7 protein-coding genes are annotated in these 18,722 nt (G+C 43.7%); 1 reads left to right on the top strand and 6 read right to left on the bottom strand.

Translation table 11 applies throughout. The annotated features are described in order from the left end of the window. The 5 genes from I6E84_RS13915 to I6E84_RS13895 all read right to left on the bottom strand — a co-directional run. Positions 1-2,104: Ig-like domain-containing protein (locus tag I6E84_RS13915; protein WP_197218603.1), on the bottom strand; the 2,104-nt coding region annotated here is incomplete at its 3' end. 262 nt (positions 2,105-2,366) lie between these two features. Continuing rightward, on the bottom strand, positions 2,367-2,927 hold the full coding sequence (locus tag I6E84_RS13910; protein WP_197218601.1) for a hypothetical protein: 561 nt from the start codon (positions 2,925-2,927) through the stop codon (positions 2,367-2,369). Between the two features lie 472 nt (positions 2,928-3,399). Continuing rightward, a complete protein-coding gene (locus I6E84_RS13905) occupies positions 3,400-4,569 on the bottom strand; it encodes an HlyD family efflux transporter periplasmic adaptor subunit (protein WP_110924439.1) in 1,170 nt (389 codons plus the stop codon). Next, positions 4,562-6,862: a type I secretion system permease/ATPase gene (locus I6E84_RS13900; protein ID WP_197218599.1), complete on the bottom strand. Its 2,301-nt coding sequence runs from the start codon at positions 6,860-6,862 to the stop codon at positions 4,562-4,564. Before I6E84_RS13900 ends, I6E84_RS13905 begins: the two co-directional genes overlap by 8 nt. Positions 6,863-6,975: 113 nt before the next feature. Continuing rightward, positions 6,976-8,433: a TolC family protein gene (locus tag I6E84_RS13895; protein WP_320158651.1), complete on the bottom strand. Its 1,458-nt coding sequence runs from the start codon at positions 8,431-8,433 to the stop codon at positions 6,976-6,978. A gap of 329 nt (positions 8,434-8,762) precedes the next feature. Here I6E84_RS13895 and I6E84_RS13890 point away from each other — a divergent pair, with 329 nt between their 5' ends. Beyond that, positions 8,763-9,533, top strand: coding sequence for a hypothetical protein (locus tag I6E84_RS13890; protein WP_197218597.1), 771 nt, complete (start codon positions 8,763-8,765; stop codon positions 9,531-9,533). Between the two features lie 221 nt (positions 9,534-9,754). Here the strand turns inward: I6E84_RS13890 and I6E84_RS13885 are convergent, their stop codons facing one another. Beyond that, positions 9,755-18,640, bottom strand: a complete 8,886-nt coding sequence (locus I6E84_RS13885; RefSeq protein ID WP_227681553.1) for a Calx-beta domain-containing protein — start codon at positions 18,638-18,640, stop codon at positions 9,755-9,757. Positions 18,641-18,722: the final 82 nt, after the last annotated feature.

Here is an 18,722-nt window from a genome sequence, read left to right as displayed (position 1 = left end):
CAGCATCTAAGATGTCAACGGTGCTGCCCGCTTCGGCAGTTCCTACGACGATCGTGCCGTCAAAGCTGTCAATCACTGGCGCCGTTGGTGCCGTGGTCTCGACACTTACATTTTTAGTCACAGGAGCACTAGTGCCATTATCATTGCTAGCAGTAGCCGTTAAGGTTTCAGCCCCTTCACCCATCAATATAACATCGTCTAAATCAACCGCGACGCTCCATATACCACCAATACTCACAGTGACTGGCCCACCTATCTGAATACCTTCACCATTAGTTAAAGTAATGGTATCTCCTGCGGTACCAGTACCAGTTACATTAAAGCCAATAGCGGCCTCCGTACCATTGATGATGTCATCCTCCGCAACGGTGTCAATAGTTGGATCATCAGCATCGGCATCGGCATCGGCATCAGCATCGGCATCGGCATCGGCATCAGCGTCAGCATCAGCATCGGCATCAGCATCAGCATCGGCATCAGCATCGGCATCAGCATCGGCATCAGCATCGGCATCAGCGTCAGCATCGGCATCAGCATCGGCATCAGCGTCAGCATCGGCGTCAGCATCGGCGTCAGCATCGGCGTCAGCATCGGCATCGGCATCGGCATCAGCATCAGCATCGGCATCAGCATCGGCGTCAGCATCGGCATCGGCATCGGCATCAGCATCAGCATCGGCATCAGCATCGGCATCAGCATCAGCATCGGCATCGGCATCAGCATCGGCATCAGCATCGGCATCAGCATCGGCATCAGCATCGGCATCGGCATCAGCATCGGCATCAGCATCGGCATCAGCGTCAGCATCGGCGTCAGCATCGGCGTCAGCATCGGCATCGGCATCGGCATCAGCATCGGCATCAGCATCAGCATCGGCATCAGCATCGGCATCGGCATCAGCATCGGCATCAGCATCGGCATCAGCATCGGCATCAGCATCGGCATCGGCATCGGCATCAGCGTCAGCATCGGCATCGGCATCAGCGTCAGCATCGGCGTCAGCATCGGCGTCATCTATTTCTGGTGCAGTTATGCTAATTGAATCACTCTCATTACCTGCAGAATCAATAACCGTTGCTGTTACTGTTTCGCCATCAATTAATGGTGTTTCGCTAGTATCAATGACATAGTCACCATTGTTGTCTACTTCAGCAGTGTAATCAGGTACACCATCACCATTAGTATCGATTGTAATAGTTGAATTAGGTTCGCCTATACCAACAATCTCAGTACCATTTTCATTAATTTCAATAGTTGGTGCATCTGGCGCCACAGTATCCACACTGATGTCTTTGATCGCAGGGGGACTAACGTTACCAGCAGGATCGGTTGCAGTCACGGTTAGTTGCTCTGCGCCTTCACCCATTGCAGTGACGTCTGCTTGAGTCACAGCCACACTCCACGTGCCATCTGTACCAACGGTCACTGGCGACCCTATCGGATCGCCTGCTTCATTGGTTAAGGTGATGGTGTCACCTGCTGTACCAGTACCTGTGATGGTAAATCCTGCAGCAGCTTCAGTGCCATTAACAATATCGTCGCCTGTGATCGCATCAATGATTGGGGCAGCTGGTGCGGTGGTGTCGCCAGTACTAGAATCGCCGCCAGAACCGCCACCAGAAAGTGCTGCGCCTGCTAATCCAAGACCCGCCAATCCAGCTAGCCATGGTAATGCACCAAAACCTTCAAATTCTGTCGCACCTACCCACCAAGGCGTAGCATATCCCTCTCCACCCAACGCTTGACCCTGTACTTCACCCAATTGCAATTCAGTGACGAAATCTGCTACTGCACCAGTATTGGGGACGTAATAGTAGTAATTACCATCTTCAGCGATACCCATAAGCGCACTATCAATATCATCATAAAACCCTTCCATGATAAGGTCGGCGTTTTCGCTATTTTCTTCAAAAGAAACGTGAAGATCGTTATTTACTCGCTTAGTCACAACATCATGTGGGGCATACCCCGTTGATTCGTCAAGAAGTTCGTAGTTCACTTTATCGGTGGCTTTTATTATTGTAGTTTTGCCGTCCTGCGTAATAACTTTGTGCTCAGAAATGGTTTGTATTTGGTCACTTACTTTGACAACTATCGTATTCATAACATCATCCTTAATTAATTCTAAGTCAAAGAAATATCAATATAAAATCGCGATTTTCTATTTATTCGTTTTTTCAAATATACAAACAGCGCTATGTATTTTTTAATGTATCTATTTTCTGCCTTATATCTATAAAGCAGCTTCTATTCCATATAAATCCACTACAGAAAAATGGTTTTAAAAAAATGTAAATTATAATTATTTTTTATTTGTTTGTTTACTTTCAACAAACAGCTAAATGTATTTTTATCGGTGCTAAATTCTAAATATTACAGTCTGATAACACTCGGCTAATCTGATGGGTTTGACGAGTACTCTTCTTCAAAAGTAACAATGCTTCATCAGTTGGAATTTTATGGATGATAGGACCACTCTCTTTTGACGCAGCAACTTGTAGATAAGTTGTCGTTTGGGGATCAAGTTGATACTGTTTAGAGTAAGCAGTGATTTTGCCAGTTTGTTCATTTAACACTTTGGCATTAATAAGCTGCAAACCGTTGCATACCCTAAGATCTGAATAGTGTCCGTTTGTCAGGCTCACTTGAAATACCTTATTAGGTCCCATGCTTATATTTATATTACTTGGATTGATATTGCTTAATGGGTCGTTATTCTTTGCATTGCGGAAAAAGACGATTCTACTTTCCATTTCTTTTAAGGAATCATCAGGCATTACTTGAAATAATTGGTAAGGGGTTTTTAAATTGGTTTTGATCTTACTATTAGAGATCATTGATTTCTGATTTTCTTTTATGGTCTGACAGCCTGTTAGGCCGAGAGTTACAAAGAATGCAACCGATAATAATATTGTTCTTCTTTCCATAGCATTCTCTCCTTATTAAATAGAAATTACTAAATATACATTTTTTAATGAGAATAAATATCATTATTATATACATAAAATAGGATTATAAAATAATGCGAAATATTTTTAGAATAATCATTCTTATACATAAAATTTATTAACAATAAATTACATTAAATATTAATTTCTATTAGCAATAGATATATTCAAATATAAATAAATCATAAATAACTCATAAATAACTCATAAATAAACAGTTTCTATATAAATATATAATAGAGCTGCAATAAAGACAATATCTGTCATAGGATTAATTATTACATTTCTTTTCATTAGCAGTTAGCAGTTAGCAGTTAGCAGTTAGCAATATTAAAAAATAAAGATATCTTGGAAAGTTTTGAATACAAAAAAAAGCTACGATACACGTTGGTATCGTAGCTTTTAGATTAAACAAGTACTTTACTAGATTAAGATTTATCTATAATGGCTCTTAGCGCTCGCCTAAGCCCTCTGAGAACGTCTTGGTAATAGGTTTGGTCAGATAAGACAATACAGAGCGCTCTTGCGCTTTGATATCAACGGAAGCCGTCATACCTGGCTTAATCACAATCTCTTCACGGCGACCGGCAAACTCAGCACCTGTGATTTTTATCTGCACGCGATAATAAGGCTCTTCCCCTTTAGGCGTCTGCTCCATTAGAGTATCAGGGCTGATATAGATCACATTACCATTCATTGCACCAAAGATAGAATAATCATAAGCGTCCAGCTTGACACTAGCAGCCTGTTGCTCTTTAACATAAGCAATATCTGCCGGACTTACCTTTGCCTCAACGATAAGATCACTACTGGTTGGTAGTATCTCCATGATAATCTCACCGGGCTTCACAACACCACCAATAGTGGTAATAAGAATATTATTGACCTTACCATCTGTAGGAGCGAATAGGTTTTTCTCTTCTAGTACTTGTGAATGATCGCGCAACTGCTCAAGCTCAACATCCAGCTCTTCTTGCGACTTAGTCATCTCTGACTGCGCTTCCTCAAAGTACTTATTACGCTTGTTTGTAATCTGCGCCTGAATCTCAGCAACTTGCCGGCGCAACTTAATCACATCCGCTTGACTGACATCACCATAAGCTAACAACGGCTCATTCATACTCAGTTCTTGTTGTGCCAGTACCATCATTCTCTGTAATGAGTTAACATCTTGATCAATCGCTTGGCGACGACGATTATATAGCTGCGTTTGGTTTTCGATATATTCGCTATAATTTTTGATACCCTCTGGGAAAACCAGTGGTCGTTCAAATATTTCAGCTTCTAATCGTGCTATTTTCGCTTTTAATGCGGCTATTTTTGATCCTGAGTTGGCCACTGCTGCTTGTGCGCGCTCTTCTTCTAGTCTGACTAGCAGCTGACCTTTCTCAACTTCTTCGCCTTCTTTGACTAATATGTCAGTCAGCACGCCACCTTCAGCTGCTTGAATGTCTTGCGTACGAGCGCTAGCAATGACCGTAGCAGAAGCTCTGGTTACTTGATCGATTTGAGCAAAGTATGCCCAGACAATCAACACCAAAATTCCGAGTAAAGCGCCCCAAATAATAATGCGTGTGCGCCCAACTTTCGGATCATGAGTTTTATGCTGATAGTTATTCATGGTCGTTTCCTATATTGTCGCTGTTATCGCTATTGTCATTACTATTCGTTGACGTCTTTTTATTACTGATGACCGTCACTTTAGGGTTACTCACTTTAATGGAAGTTTTATTTGCTTTTTGTTGTGTATCGTTACCTTGTAATTTTTCTAACACTTGTGCTTTGGGGCCATCCATAACGATTTGTTGATTGTCCATAATAATAATGCGGTCAACCAACTGTAACAGAGGCATTTTATGAGTAGCGACAATCAAAGTTTGGCCTTCTCCGAACTCTTTTTTGAGGACATCAATACACTGCAACTCTTGGCGATTGTCCATCGATGCGGTTGGCTCATCCATGAGTAGTATAGAGGGCTTGGTTAATAGCAGACGAGTGAAGGCAACCAATTGCTTTTGCCCACCTGATAGTCCTTTACCACCTTCACTAATCGGCAAATCCAAACCGCTAGAGTGACTTGCCACAAGTTTTATCAAACCCGTCTTGATAAGAGCATCACGCATGACATCATCGCTAGGCGCAGGCAGTCCAATCAACAGGTTTTCGCGCAACGTGCCTTCAAATAGCCTGTGGTCTTGTTGTAGGTAGCCTAACTGCTCACTCATTGACTCACGACTAATCTGCTGGATATCCAGACCATCTAACAATATACGACCCTGCGTTGGCGCATATAACCCTGATAGCACTTTGAGCAGCGTTGATTTACCAGAACCAATTGGCCCAAGTACGGCAATTCGCTCGCCTGCTTTTACATTAAGCTTATTGATAGCCAGTGCTGGTTGGTCATTGTTTTGATAGTTGAACGTAACTTTTTCTAAATTAAAATTACCAGCAATTTGGCTAGGTGATAGTGGATGACTGACACCATGGTTGTCCTGCTGCAATGAAAACAGCTGCTCAATATTAAGCTTAGCTGCCTTAGCATGTGAGGCTTGCACTAACAATCCTGGAATGCTCATGACCGGTGCTAAAATACGCCCGCCCAAAATAGAACACGCTATCAAGCCACCCATCGTCATGTCACCAGACATCACTACAAATGAGCCAACAATGACGATGCCGACATAACTGGTCTGCTGAATCATCTGCGATAAATAACTGAGATTATCGTTAGCATGCTTCATATCTAGATCGTTTTTGGTCGTGATATTCATCACATCTAGCCAGCGCGACAGAAACTTCCAATTACCTGCGCCTGCCTTAATCGTCTCAACACCCTCTACCGTCTCAACCAAAATACCTGTCTTACGATAAGAGGCTGATGCACCAATCGATGCGATACTGTCGATTTTTTTGCGGGCACTCAAACCCAATATAATGGCTATTATTGCCGCTATAATAGGCACTAAAGCCACTAACGGATTACCAATTACGACGATCAAGGATACAAAGATAATGGACATTGGAATATCGACGAGACCAAATAAAGTACTGGCAGTATAAAACCCTCGGACTTGTTCGTAGCCACGAAGCTGCGCCGCCATCGATCCGACCGATCCTGGCATCTGATCAATACGCACATTTAATAAGCGCTGAAACACCTCACGTGACAAGTACTGATCAAGATTGACCACGACTTTGTCCATAATTTTTGAGCGTGCAAACTTCATAAACGTTTCGAATAAGATGACCAGTCCTACACCGCTTGCCAAGATAATCAGGGTGTACTCACTACGCGTCGGAATCACTCGGTCATAGACCTGCATGGAAAACAGCGACACAGCGAGCGCCAGCATGTTGATCAAAAATGAGGCGACCACTGCTTCGACGATGATACCGCGGTAGTTTTTGAGGTCTTTTTTGAGTAGCTGATCAAATGAAGATTGTTTGCGTTTGCTAGGCTCTTCCTCTAAACGAACCCGCAACGAATGCACAAAATCAGTCCCTGCATGTGCGGTGACATTATCAAACTGCTTAAAATCCCATTTTCCTTGCGGATTAAGCTGCTGAATGATGCCCCAACCTTGTGTAGGATGCAGAGCCAATAGCGGCAAAAATGCGGCGTCGGGTACGGGTAGAGACTCAGGTAATTGCTCAATACCTAACTGTCCTAATACTTGAATAATGTCTGAAAGCGTTGATATACTTGGCTGCTGATAGATCACACCCTGCAATCTGACATTATCGATAGGATAACCTTGCTCTGTTAGCAAGGTACGTAATGCGTCTGCCAATGATAATGCATGTGTATCTAGAGGATCATTGGGCGTTGTTATCGATAGTTGTGTTGTAGCATCTGCCATCAGCTCACTATCCGATGTTTTGTCATTAGAGGCTGGAACCGGTGTGCTCATGATAAATATATCCCATGGATTAAACTAATAATAAATAATGAAACAATACGTAAAAATAAATGCGTAAAAATGATTGTTTATGACTGCTTATGAATAAGTGGCTTGCCAGCCGTTTATGGAATATCTGTTAGCAGACCTGTATCACTAGCGCTACTACTAGGATAATCATAGGCATCATAAGAATCATTCATAGGATACGTCACCATGTCTTTATCTTTCCTAATGATAGGCTGTATGGCGGAGCTCTCTGTTCTCTGCGTTGTACTCTCCTGACTTTTTAGCCAATTTTTGACAGGATCTAGAGGTCTATATAGCGATTGCGACTCACGGCTTTTACCATACTGTTGCCAAGACATCAGACCAAAATCAACTTGTAGCTTATAGTAAGCGGCGATAATAGAGGTTTGAATCTCAACCAGCTGTGCTTGATATTGAGAATGCTCACGTACCGCGTTGAGGACTTCTAGCCAAGATTTTCGACCCGCAATGAACTGACGACGATAAGAACTGACAACAATCTGTGCGCCTGCAACGGCTGCAATCAACGAACGCTCTTGATCTTTTGCACTAGCGAATTGCTGATATTGTGTCTGTATGGTTTCGAGCACAAGTCGCCTTGACGCCTCTTTTGACTGCTCTAAGCTATTCACCCGAGAGGCTGAGGCTCTTGCTAGTGCTAAGCTGGAAAACCCTGCACCAGGATTGTAGCTAAGCCCCACTGAGAATTCACCTTCACTATTGTTGTTATCCTCGTGATAATAGTCATACGCATATTGCGCATATAAGGTCGGATAGCTAGAGGACTGCTGTGACTTGACACCTTGCTTGGCAGCCTCGACTTGATACTGTTCTTTGACGACGGTAGGATTATAAAAGCTGGCTTGATCGAAGGCCATTTTTTCAAAATCTTGCGAATAGCTCTTAGCACGGCCAACGAGCTCAGTTAAATTCTGTGCGGGCAGTTCGTTAGCTGATATTCTACGACCAGTAATTTGCTGTAATCTCGCGATGGCAATACGCTGCTGCTCAACCGTACCTTGATAGGAGTTCTGTTCCTGTAAAATACGGTTAGCCACCAAATCCATGTCGATACGGGCTGAAACACCTTGACTCACACGGCGTTTCATCATCTCCTCAAACTCTGCCAACAACTGCAGATTGTCATAATAGACCTGCTGTTGAGAGACAGCTGTCATATAGCTTTGCCATGCCTCAATCGTGGTTTTGGCGACTTCGTTTTGTTTTTCGTAGACCGTTTCTGTTGCCGCCTTGTCATCAAATATCGCTTGGTTAATATCAGCAGTCAGCTTACCGCCTGTCCATAATGACTGGCGTATTTGTAACTGCGATATCTGGCCATCATCGTTATCATAACCTGATGAAACGCTAGGCTCTGGCAACATATTGAGCTTCGCGGCGCGTATACTCTCTGTAGTTGCTTGTTGCTCTGCACGTGCTGAACCAACTAAAGGGTGGGTCTGGATGGCTTGGCTAATAAGCGTATTCATGTAACCATCAGATTCTGCGAATGCTGTACTCGATAGCGACATTAGCAACAGACTGAATGCCACGCCATAGTACCTACGTATTGCTACAACTACCATATGGGGCAGCCCTCTTTTCAATGGGTCATAATAATAAACTTTCATTTAGTTTGGCTCAGTCCTGCTTTAATAAAATAAAGAATTGCAATGCTTTACAAGCGGAAGTCTGTCATTATTTGCTAAGTATTATTGCTATCACTACGCTGTAGTTTATACCATGTCTATAGATAACTAAACCATCATATTTATTGAACACGTCTCTATAGTATCTATAATTTTAAAAAAATCTGACAATAATACTTTAGAAAAAATTAACTAATGTCCAATATTTAGTTTCAATGTGGGGATCAAAAACCATGACACAACGCTTGCCATCACCTACCCCGCCTACCAAACCAAAAGACAGATCAATGCTCGCCATTGTGCTAGCTGTGCTGCTACACATTTTGATAGCTATCATCATCTACTTCACTGTTTTTGATGACAACACCTCAAAATCGACTGACTCAACATCTGCACTTGAGTCTTCAGAGTCGCTATCTATCGTAGAAACAATCGAAAAACCACCCTTATCAGCATCTGATGAAACAGTAACAGCCGAAACTAAGGAAGAAGCAACGACACAATCTGAAGCAATATCGAAACAAGCATCATCTGACAATGCTAAAACGGCAGCCGTCACCAACAATAATGTCGCTACTAAAAACACGGCTGCTATAAAAAAACCATCATCGACTCAAAATAATACACCAAAAACTAATGACAACTTGAGAGCAGAACAAGCACTCTCTGATGAGAATCAAACTCGCCTAAAATCCACCATAGACAATCAAGACAGCACACCTGAATACACGCTCAAAAAAACCAAGGAATATGAATCGTTAGATACAGAGATCGATAAAGACAGCGAGCAACTGGCCAAACTGATTGACGAAGTCAAAAAACGCAATCAACAGCAGATCGAACAACAGCGAACAAATACGTTAGGCTCGCAGCCGATACCCAATTCTGTACCAAAGCCAGCGGCCGTAAACTCTGAGCAACGACCTCAGAGTAAAACGGATACTACCTCACCACCGTCCAATGGTGACTATCCTATTACGCCTATCAAACCGCTTACTAAGTAATAACAGATATAGCCTGTCCACAATAAAATCACTGCGGTGTTAAACTCGCCTCGCCAATCACACTAATATATCACTTGTAATCAGTTGCCTTATATCTAGTCCAGACTCCCTCTAACCAACGATATCAAACACGACATAATAAAAAAGCCATAATTAATTATGGCTTTTTTACATTTAGTTAACGAATAGATATTCAAACAAGTGCCTGTTAATCAGTGCAACTAGATTACCGTCGTAGTGATATCTGTATCAATATATAGTGCAACGCTTGAGTCCGTCGTACTTTGATACAGGTTATATCCAGCTTGATCTGACGTTTGCTGCTTCACAAACTCCGATGTTAATGATATTTGATCGTTATTATCACCACTGACGAATAGCTGATTATTGCTATCGGTCACGTTAATGACATCACTAGTGCTCAGATTGGTCAATGATTGCGCGCCATTGCCTGTTATATCGAGAACTTCAAAGTTATCAAGCACTGATGAGTCAAAGCTACCAAAATCTATACTAGTATCAGTAATCAAGAGTGTGTCACTGCCATCGCCACCATTGATGAGTAGGTCAGCAGCATCAAACACGATGGTGTCATTACCCGCACCGCCATCTATCGTATCAGCATCTGCACCGCCACTGATCGTATCATTCCCTTCACCACCATTAATAACATCATCACCTGCACCGCCATTAATAGTATCATTACCCGCGCTGCCGTCAATAGTATCCACACCAGCACCACCGCTGAGGATATCGTTACCTAGACCGCCACTGATGGTGTCATTGCCTTCACCACCATTAATCGTGTCGTTACCGGCGTTACCCGTCAAGGTATCATCTCCGGCATCGCCATTTAGAGTATCTTTACCGCTACCACCGATAAAGGTGTCATTGCCAGCACCACCAGAATATTTGAGCGCTGCCGTTTGATTGACTGAAATCAATACATCATCTTCGGTGGTGCCATTGAAGACTAACGTCGGTTTTACATCAATCTGGATCGTACCTGTTGCTGTAGTGAAAGTATCACCATTCGCAGTTTCGACTGTTTGCAAGGTGATATCCAAAGACCCAATATAAGAGGTCGCTGACCTCACACGTAAGCTATTGACGCTTGTATATGGAACGCCTGATATCACATAAAATCCTGGCTCTGTCCCACTAGGCGCCGTCCATGTTACATCAAGCGCAGTGCCATCGCTGGTCGTGAGTTCTAGTACATCACCATACAGGCTAGCACCAGAAACGATAATACTAACCGTTTCACTACCATCCACATCTACCATGTCGGCATTCAGGTTTAGTGTGGTCCATTGTCCTTGTGACCCCAGTAAAGTAGATGGATTAAATGTGATATCGTCAGCAACAGGCGTCACATCAAGATCTATAATCAGCGGATCACTGGCCATACCGCTATTATTAATTACTGCCATCTCAATACCAGTAACGACTCCACTGACATCGGCAGGAGGTGCAATAAAGATATTATCCGTCTCACCTGTGGCACCGCTATTAACATTTGCCAGTTTACTGGTGTCAATTGACCATGCATTGTTGCCATTGCCATCTGAGTCACCATTATTGCTGGCTAGCACCACGTCGCCGGATGTATTGGTGTAATACACCAAATAACCATTAGGCACTTCATCAATCGTAATCGCAGCAGCCGTATCATCTTCATCAACAGCATTTATTTTGTAATCTATCGCAATTTTGGTATCTTCATCACCAATAGCTATTGCATCTACACCATCATAAGTGATTGCCAAGTTGTCAGGCTGCGCCGCAACCGTAATGTCATAGCTGTGCTCATAGGTTAGTGTCCCGCTGTCATGGCCACTGATATTATTGACCTCTGTATGCGTTGTATAGACCTTGACAATAGCCGTGCCGTCTTCGTTGGCGGCAGGGGTATAGTTAACGGTGATGCTATCAGCAGGATTCACACCATCAATGGTGGCGTCTGTGTCTGCGACATCTACCACGTAATACGTACCAGCCGGAATACTACCTACCTCTCCATCTGCTAAAGTAACGGCAACTAATGCCGTGCCAGTACTGTCAGTCAATACACCAGTGGTGCTATTAACATTGGTTAGGCCAGTCTCATCGAGTTGCAAATAAAGCTTACCATCGACGAGAGAAACATAGTCACCATCGGCATCATTGGTCAAATTGATATTAATAGCGACAGAGGTGTCTTCATCTGTTGAAACCGTTGTCTTCTCGCCATCATTATTCATTGGATCTGTAACTGGTTTTATTTCGACACTGACATCGATATCATCACTGGTTTTCAACCCTTGATTGTTCAAGGCTGTAAACTCTACCCCAAAATTCAGGTTCTGATTAACATCAGAAGTATCATTGGTGCTGAAGTCTGCAGGTGGTGTCAACGTCACAGCAGCTAGCGCATCATTGGGTGTTAGACCATTAGCATTATCAACACTTATTAACCATTGACCGCCGATTTTTTGCACCGTGACAGCTGCGTTTGTACTGCTCAACAAGACACCATCGGGTAAATCAGTTAATGAGAAAGTGTAAGAGCTTACCGTGGTTTCTGTAGCCGCTTTAAGTGTCGCGTTTATCACATCAGACAATATAACAGTACCATCTTCTGTCTGAGACAGTGGCGGTACAGTCTCAAGCGTCGCAATCAAATTAGGATCGATAGGATTCTCACCTGTACCATCTCTATCTAAATTGAGCACAAAGGTATTAGATACACGTGCTTCACTACCGCTCAAGCCTACTCCGTTAATATCTTGAGTAATACCAGTGACCGTCACTGTGAAATCGCCCTCAGGAATATTGGCGGTATTTGGATCGCGGGTGAGTTGGAGCGTATAGCTTGGTGCAGTGGGACCAGTAATCGCTGGATCTGGAACATCCACATACCACGTACCACCAGATAAGATACCACCCTCTACAATCACACCCGCTGGCACACCTGTGATCTCCAAGCGCGTAAATGACTCTGAGCCATCTTGATCATCTGACGATAGCGACACAATAACCTCAGCATTATCATCATTAGCACTGCTAATAACGATAGTATTGTCAGTTACATCTAATTCAATACTAGGCGCATCCGTCACTGCTTGGAAAGTAACATCGATATTGGCACTGCCCGTTATCGATGTGCTACTAATCGTCGAGTTATCCGCTAATGACGCCGTATCGGTATACGTATAATCAAAAGGTATCGTGACATTGGCATCGCTATGACGCTTGTCATCATCGTACATGATTTCGATAGTTTGATCTGGGGTATAAGTATAGGTCTCACCTGCCACTAGTACTACTTCCGTACCATCCACGCGCAACGCGATGTCTGCATCTATTAAAACCTTAGCATCTAGTATGATGGTTTCTAGTGCTTCATAACCAATGGCACTATTGGCTGAGTCTGTGGTATCACTACTGGTGAAAGCAGCGAGGAAGTTGACAGTCGTCCAGGTATCTTCGGTTGCTAATACTTGAGGATCATTGACCACGCCATCGGTTGCATCAGGCATGACCACGATGGATATGCTTTGGGTATCATGCGTGGCACTATTACCAGATACAACTTCGGTCGTTGTACCAGTAATCGTAAAGTCAATCTCACCGGCAAAGTTATCCGGAGTGACCAGTTGAGCTGTATCATCCTGTAAAGCCTCTAAAGACACAGACCAGCTACGAGTCTCACCGCTACCACCTAAGAACACTGCGCCTGTTATATCAAACCCAACTGGCACGCCTGTCACTTTATAAGTGACTTGCTCTGCCGCTGGAATATCAACGTCATACGGCGTAATCGCAGCAGCATCAGAGAAAAACTCTGATAACGCTATCAGGTTATTGGTATCTAGTATGTCTTCTGCGATAGTATAGGTGTAAGCTTTACCATTGACATCAACGGTTGCCAGTTCATCATTTAAGATAAGATCCGCTTGACCGAAAACACGAATAGGCAAGTTCAGTACCGCACTAGACGCGCTGGTATTGCCATCACTTTCCACACTCACTGCAGATACTTTCAAGTTGACAGTACCACCAAAGTTTTCAGCTGAGACAAAGTATAAATTGTCTACTACATTGGTATAATCTGATATTGTCACTGAACCACTGCTAGTATCTAACAGCGTTACGGTGCCATTATCATCAACATACAGCTGCGCGCCTGCTGGAATATCATCGATAGTCACATTATAAACTTCTGATCCATCGTTATCACGCGAGCTTGGGCGAATATTTAGCTTAATGCCATCTTCAGGAGTGACAACAGCTGGCATAACTGTACCATCACGTTCATTCTTACCGACGATTGCTTGATCTTCAAAACCGGTTGCAGGATCAACGCCCAACGAGACAACATCTGCAACTCCTTTAACGGTAAAGGTCAGGTAGCTCTCACCACTGGTTGCTGTCACACTACTACCGGTATCTTCATCATAATCAGTAGTAACAGCTTCTACCTTAACCGCTGTAGTAGCAGAGGACGCAACATTGTATTCGCTATAATCATCAGGCGGTGTAACCGTTACGCTATTGAGGTAAGCCGCTGGAATATCCACACCACTACCGCTATCAGTCAGACTAACCGTAACACCTGCACTATCAATATAAGTAAACACAGCCCCTTCGATAGCAGTAAAGGTGCTGCCATCTTTGTTACCAAACGTTAGGTGAGCTTCTGTTTGCTCAGAATCATTAGCATCAGTGGTATGGCTTTCTGTTCCAAAATCGATTGAATCATCTTGATTAGACCAGCCATCTATTAGGTTAAACGCACCATCAGTACCCAAGTTAAAGGCCGCATCTTCTTGCGCCGCTGTTGTGTATACATGGTCCGGATTGATGGTTAGGTCAATTGTGCTATCACCATCCATATCGCTACCGACAACTTCAGCAACAGGTGTAATGGTGACCGTTTTGGTCAATGTTGTTGTGGCAATATCGACATTGAGATCGTTATCATCATCAAGATCCGTACTAACCAAATCAAAAGTGATGTCAGTATCGGTTGACGATTGAGCAGTTGGTGTGAGTAAAAATCCACTCAAATCAGGGGAGTTGGTCATATTAATGGTAATAATATTACCAGCCTCCACCGCTATACCATCAGTATCGGTATAGGTCCAACCTGCTGGTAATTCAAACTTGATTTCAGTAACAATTTCTGGCACTGCATTACCTGACTGGTCATCACCAACTCGGAAATTAAATTCGGCAAGCGAAAACGAAGTATCTTCAGTGGTGCTAACATTATTCGCTGCTACTACTCCAGCAACTGGCGTCACAGTCATATCAACCGTAACAGTACTGATTATCTCAACCGTTTTGTTTGCTGGGGTCGAATCAGCATCGTGGTCTTGGGTATATAGAGATACAGTAATACTATCCATATCTTGTGAGTTATAGTCAGCTGACTTAATACTAATCTTAGGTTCTGAGCTACCACTCACAGCCAACGTAGTAGAGGTAGGTGACGCAGAATCCACACCAAGTAATACCTGACCATTACTATCAACAGTATACTCAGTCGCCGTACTGCTACCAGCAGGTGTGAATGAGACAACAGCATCTGGCTGTAAGCCGCTAATAACGAATCCATAGGTTTCTGTACTACTATTACCTGCTGACACCAAATCGCCAAATGCAGTAGTGATTGGCAAGTTAATATACTCGCCTTCTTTAGCACTAACAGTATAAGTATTACCAGCCACAACTCCTGTATCACCTGCCACAGCGGCATAACCAAAGGTACTAGCATCATCACCAATGCTATTATTACCACTGCTATCCGTTACTGCTTGAACATTCACTTTAATGGTTGTGTTAGACGTTGCTCCTGATACTCCTGATATTCTAGTACCCGTACTATCGACCTCATACTCTGTCACAGACATACCAATAGATATATTGGTAGCACTGTCTGCAGTCGGGGTTAACGTCATTGCTTCAAATTCAGCCTTTGTCATTGTAATAGTCGATGCATTTGAGTTTGGCGGATTGTTAACAGTAGCAACATCGCTCAACAAGATCCTAATAGTTCCACCTGACGTGATTGTGTTACTGATACCATAATTTAATACTGCACCAGTAGGCACATTCGTGAGTGTAATCAATCCAATACGCTCAGAGCTGTCATCTGTATTACTAGTAAGATCAACGCTGTCTGAAATAATTGGTGCTTTTAACCCTAGTGCCACAGTTGTGTCTTCATTGGTCGTTATTGAAACACTAGACAGCATAGGCTTATCTGAAACTGGAGTAACGGTAATATCAAGAGTCTCAGAATCTGAAGATCGGCTAGCATCACCTACTGGTAAACCGTTAGATACGTTAGCGGTAATGGTTGGAACAGTACCACTATAATTTGCCGTTGGTACAAAGGTATAGCTACCATCACTGTTGACTGTGAGCTGACCTATTGTGTTTCCATCTATTGTAACGGCCGTTGCAGCATTAGTTCCTGCTGTGACTGAAACTGTTGTACCATTAACCTCATAACTCTCTACGGTCAGCGTTTCTCCGAGGTCAACATCGTCGATATCATTATCGAAAATATTACCAGTTAATGTGACATCTTCCTTAACCGTTTTAGTGTCGTTAACGAGTGCAATACCATCATTGGTACCAATAATGGTCACTTCAACGTAGCGAATTTCACTAGTGCTGATTTCGTTACCATCAGCAGCTGTAGTAACACCTTCATTATCGTTAACTTGTACAGCGTAACGAATAGTGATGGTTTCTCCTTCAGGAAGGAAGTCAAGAACCGTTGCAGCAGCATCAATACTCCAGTTACCCGCCTCAAAACTGCCTGCATCATTTTCTGCAGTAAATATGCTTGATAAGGCTGCTTTCTGAGCAGCTGACAATGGATTGATCTCTGTAAAGGTCGAATTATTTGGATCATACACGTAGATGTTTTCTGCAGCTAGTTCAGTAATCGTCGGCTCATCACTGTCATCAGCATCCGTAAAGCTGATGGTACCAGTTCGAGTAATAGCAATATCATCAGCCTGCTCGGTTATTGCGGCAGCTGTTTCAATAATATTATTACCATTAGCGGTGTTGGTGATGACAGGTCTGTCATTAGTACCGTTGATCGTAATGGTGAGCGTTGTCATACTACTATCGCCATCAGCATCTGTGATGGTGTAGTTGAACGTTTCGGTTAAGCTTTCATCTATAGCAAGATACTGTGCTGCATCGTTATCAAGATCATAACTGTAGCTGCCATCTGCATTAAGCGAAAGCACACCGTAATCGCCTTGTGTACTGCCGCCTACTGTACCCGCTACCGTGGTAGATGTTACCGATTCTACAGCGGTAACGAGTGTGGCGTCTGCCCCTAAACTGTCGGCAGCGTCTGTCGCAGCGGCACCAGTAGCCGTAAGCACGTTACCTGTTACTTTGTCTGTTTCTTCAGTAAGGCTATTGGTGTCTGGATTGGCGACAGGTGCTGTATCGATGATTTGAATATCTAACGTATCAGATGAGGTGCCACCTGCGCTGTTGGTGAGATTCACCGTAAACTGGTCTAATACATTGTCACCAGCGGTGTTATGCGTTTCAGCACTGCCATCTTCGGTATATTCATAAGTGAGCGCGCCTGTGGCCGAGTTGTAACCAGTAACAACCAGTTGTCCTTCGCTACCATTAACAATCACAGGGTTAGCAGCAGTCGCTGTGGTCACATCAACACTGTTGATAGTCAGCGCTGTGACACTTTGCGGATTAGTGATGCTGATAGCGCCAGTCACAGTGTCACCTGTTCCTTCGACCACGCTGTTATCTTGTGGTGTTGTGGCTGCGTCAGTATCTTCAATGGTGATGGTTGGTGCTATATCATTGTCAGTAATGGTGGTAGTAACACTGGCTTGCGTGTTATCAATACTGGCATTCAGTGACGCGTTGGATAAAGCGATTGTATAATTTTCAGAATTTTCAAACAGGGTGTCATCAGTAATAGCAACCGTTACCGTTTTGGTTACCTCACCTGGTACAAAGGTGAGGGTGCCTGAGTTTGCAACATAATCAGCCCCAGCCGTTGCCGTACCATTACTGGTCGCATAATCAACCGTCACAGCGGTTGATGACGGATTAGTTAAGCTAACGGTGTAAGTGACCGTACCGACATTTTCATTAACTACGACCGCACCATCAATCGAAATAATGGGTGCGTCATCGTTGTCAATAATGTTACCTATTGCTGTACTTGGAGTAACTTGTCCGCTTGCACTTGCTGTAAGCGTGATAGTCTCATTCGGTTCATCAATATTGTCATCAATCGTAGGGACACGCACGATAATACCATTTGTACTATTGGCTGGAACATCGACACTAAAAGTGCCATCTACAGCAACAGTAACCGTGCTGAAAGTGTTGCCACCATCTAAGCTTACTTCGACAGGCGTGCCAGTATCTGTACCCAGTACCGCTGTACCATTCGCTAACGTCAGCGCTACTGTGGTATCAGACTCAGATACATTGCTTAAATCAACCGTGAACTCAAGAGCGTTGCCCTCAGTCACACTGTCTCCAGTAACGATCGCCGTAGGTTTATCACCTTCTTGAGGTGTACCATCTGCCGCGTCTTCATCTAATATGCTGCCCGTGGCAACGGTACTATCAATCTCTGCATTGTCAGCACTCGTGATCACAAAGCTGAGCTGTTCACTGTTTTCATAAATATCATCGTTGTTGGTGGTAACCGTGATAATAGGTGCAGCTGTACTGCCTGTAGGTACTTTGACGTCAAGCACCGTGGTGCCATCAAGTACCGCTTGAATGGCAGTACTACCAGTGATGGTCACTACGTTACCAGAGGAATTGGTATAAGTAATCGAAGCAATGTCGGATGCTTCTATATCACTGCTAGAATCAACAGAAACTTGTACTGTGGTGTCAAAGTTACTTTCATTATCTTGCTCAACCGTGTAGCTCAAGACATTGTCCACTCCTTCAATCGCCTGTGAATCAGTGGCGGTAATGCTAACAGTCGGTTTGTCGCCCTCGTTTACGGTGCCGTCTGTCGCGTCTTCATCGAAGATGGTGGCGCTGTCTGTGGCGGTGCCAATGCTGGCATTGAGCGCATTACTGATGCTCATGCTCAGCGCTTCTGAGACCTCATAGATGGCATCGTCATTTGGGGTGATGGTAAAGGTTGGCAGGATGCTGCTACCCGCTGGG

Source organism: Psychrobacter sp. SCQQ22, from assembly GCF_015864605.1.
GTDB classification, from domain to species: Bacteria; Pseudomonadota; Gammaproteobacteria; order Pseudomonadales; family Moraxellaceae; genus Psychrobacter; species Psychrobacter fozii.
This window is presented reverse-complemented; position numbering and strand designations above follow the sequence as displayed.

Excerpts from the sequence above, each read along its gene's own strand:
- I6E84_RS13910 (WP_197218601.1), bottom strand. The coding sequence starts at position 2,927 with ATGGAAAGAAGAACAATATTATTATCGGTTGCATTCTTTGTAACTCTC.
- I6E84_RS13905 (WP_110924439.1), bottom strand. The coding sequence starts at position 4,569 with ATGAATAACTATCAGCATAAAACTCATGATCCGAAAGTTGGGCGCACA.
- I6E84_RS13900 (WP_197218599.1), bottom strand. The coding sequence starts at position 6,862 with ATGAGCACACCGGTTCCAGCCTCTAATGACAAAACATCGGATAGTGAG.
- I6E84_RS13890 (WP_197218597.1), top strand. The coding sequence starts at position 8,763 with ATGACACAACGCTTGCCATCACCTACCCCGCCTACCAAACCAAAAGAC.
- I6E84_RS13885 (WP_227681553.1), bottom strand. The coding sequence starts at position 18,640 with ATGAGCATCAGTAATGCGCTCAATGCCAGCATTGGCACCGCCACAGAC.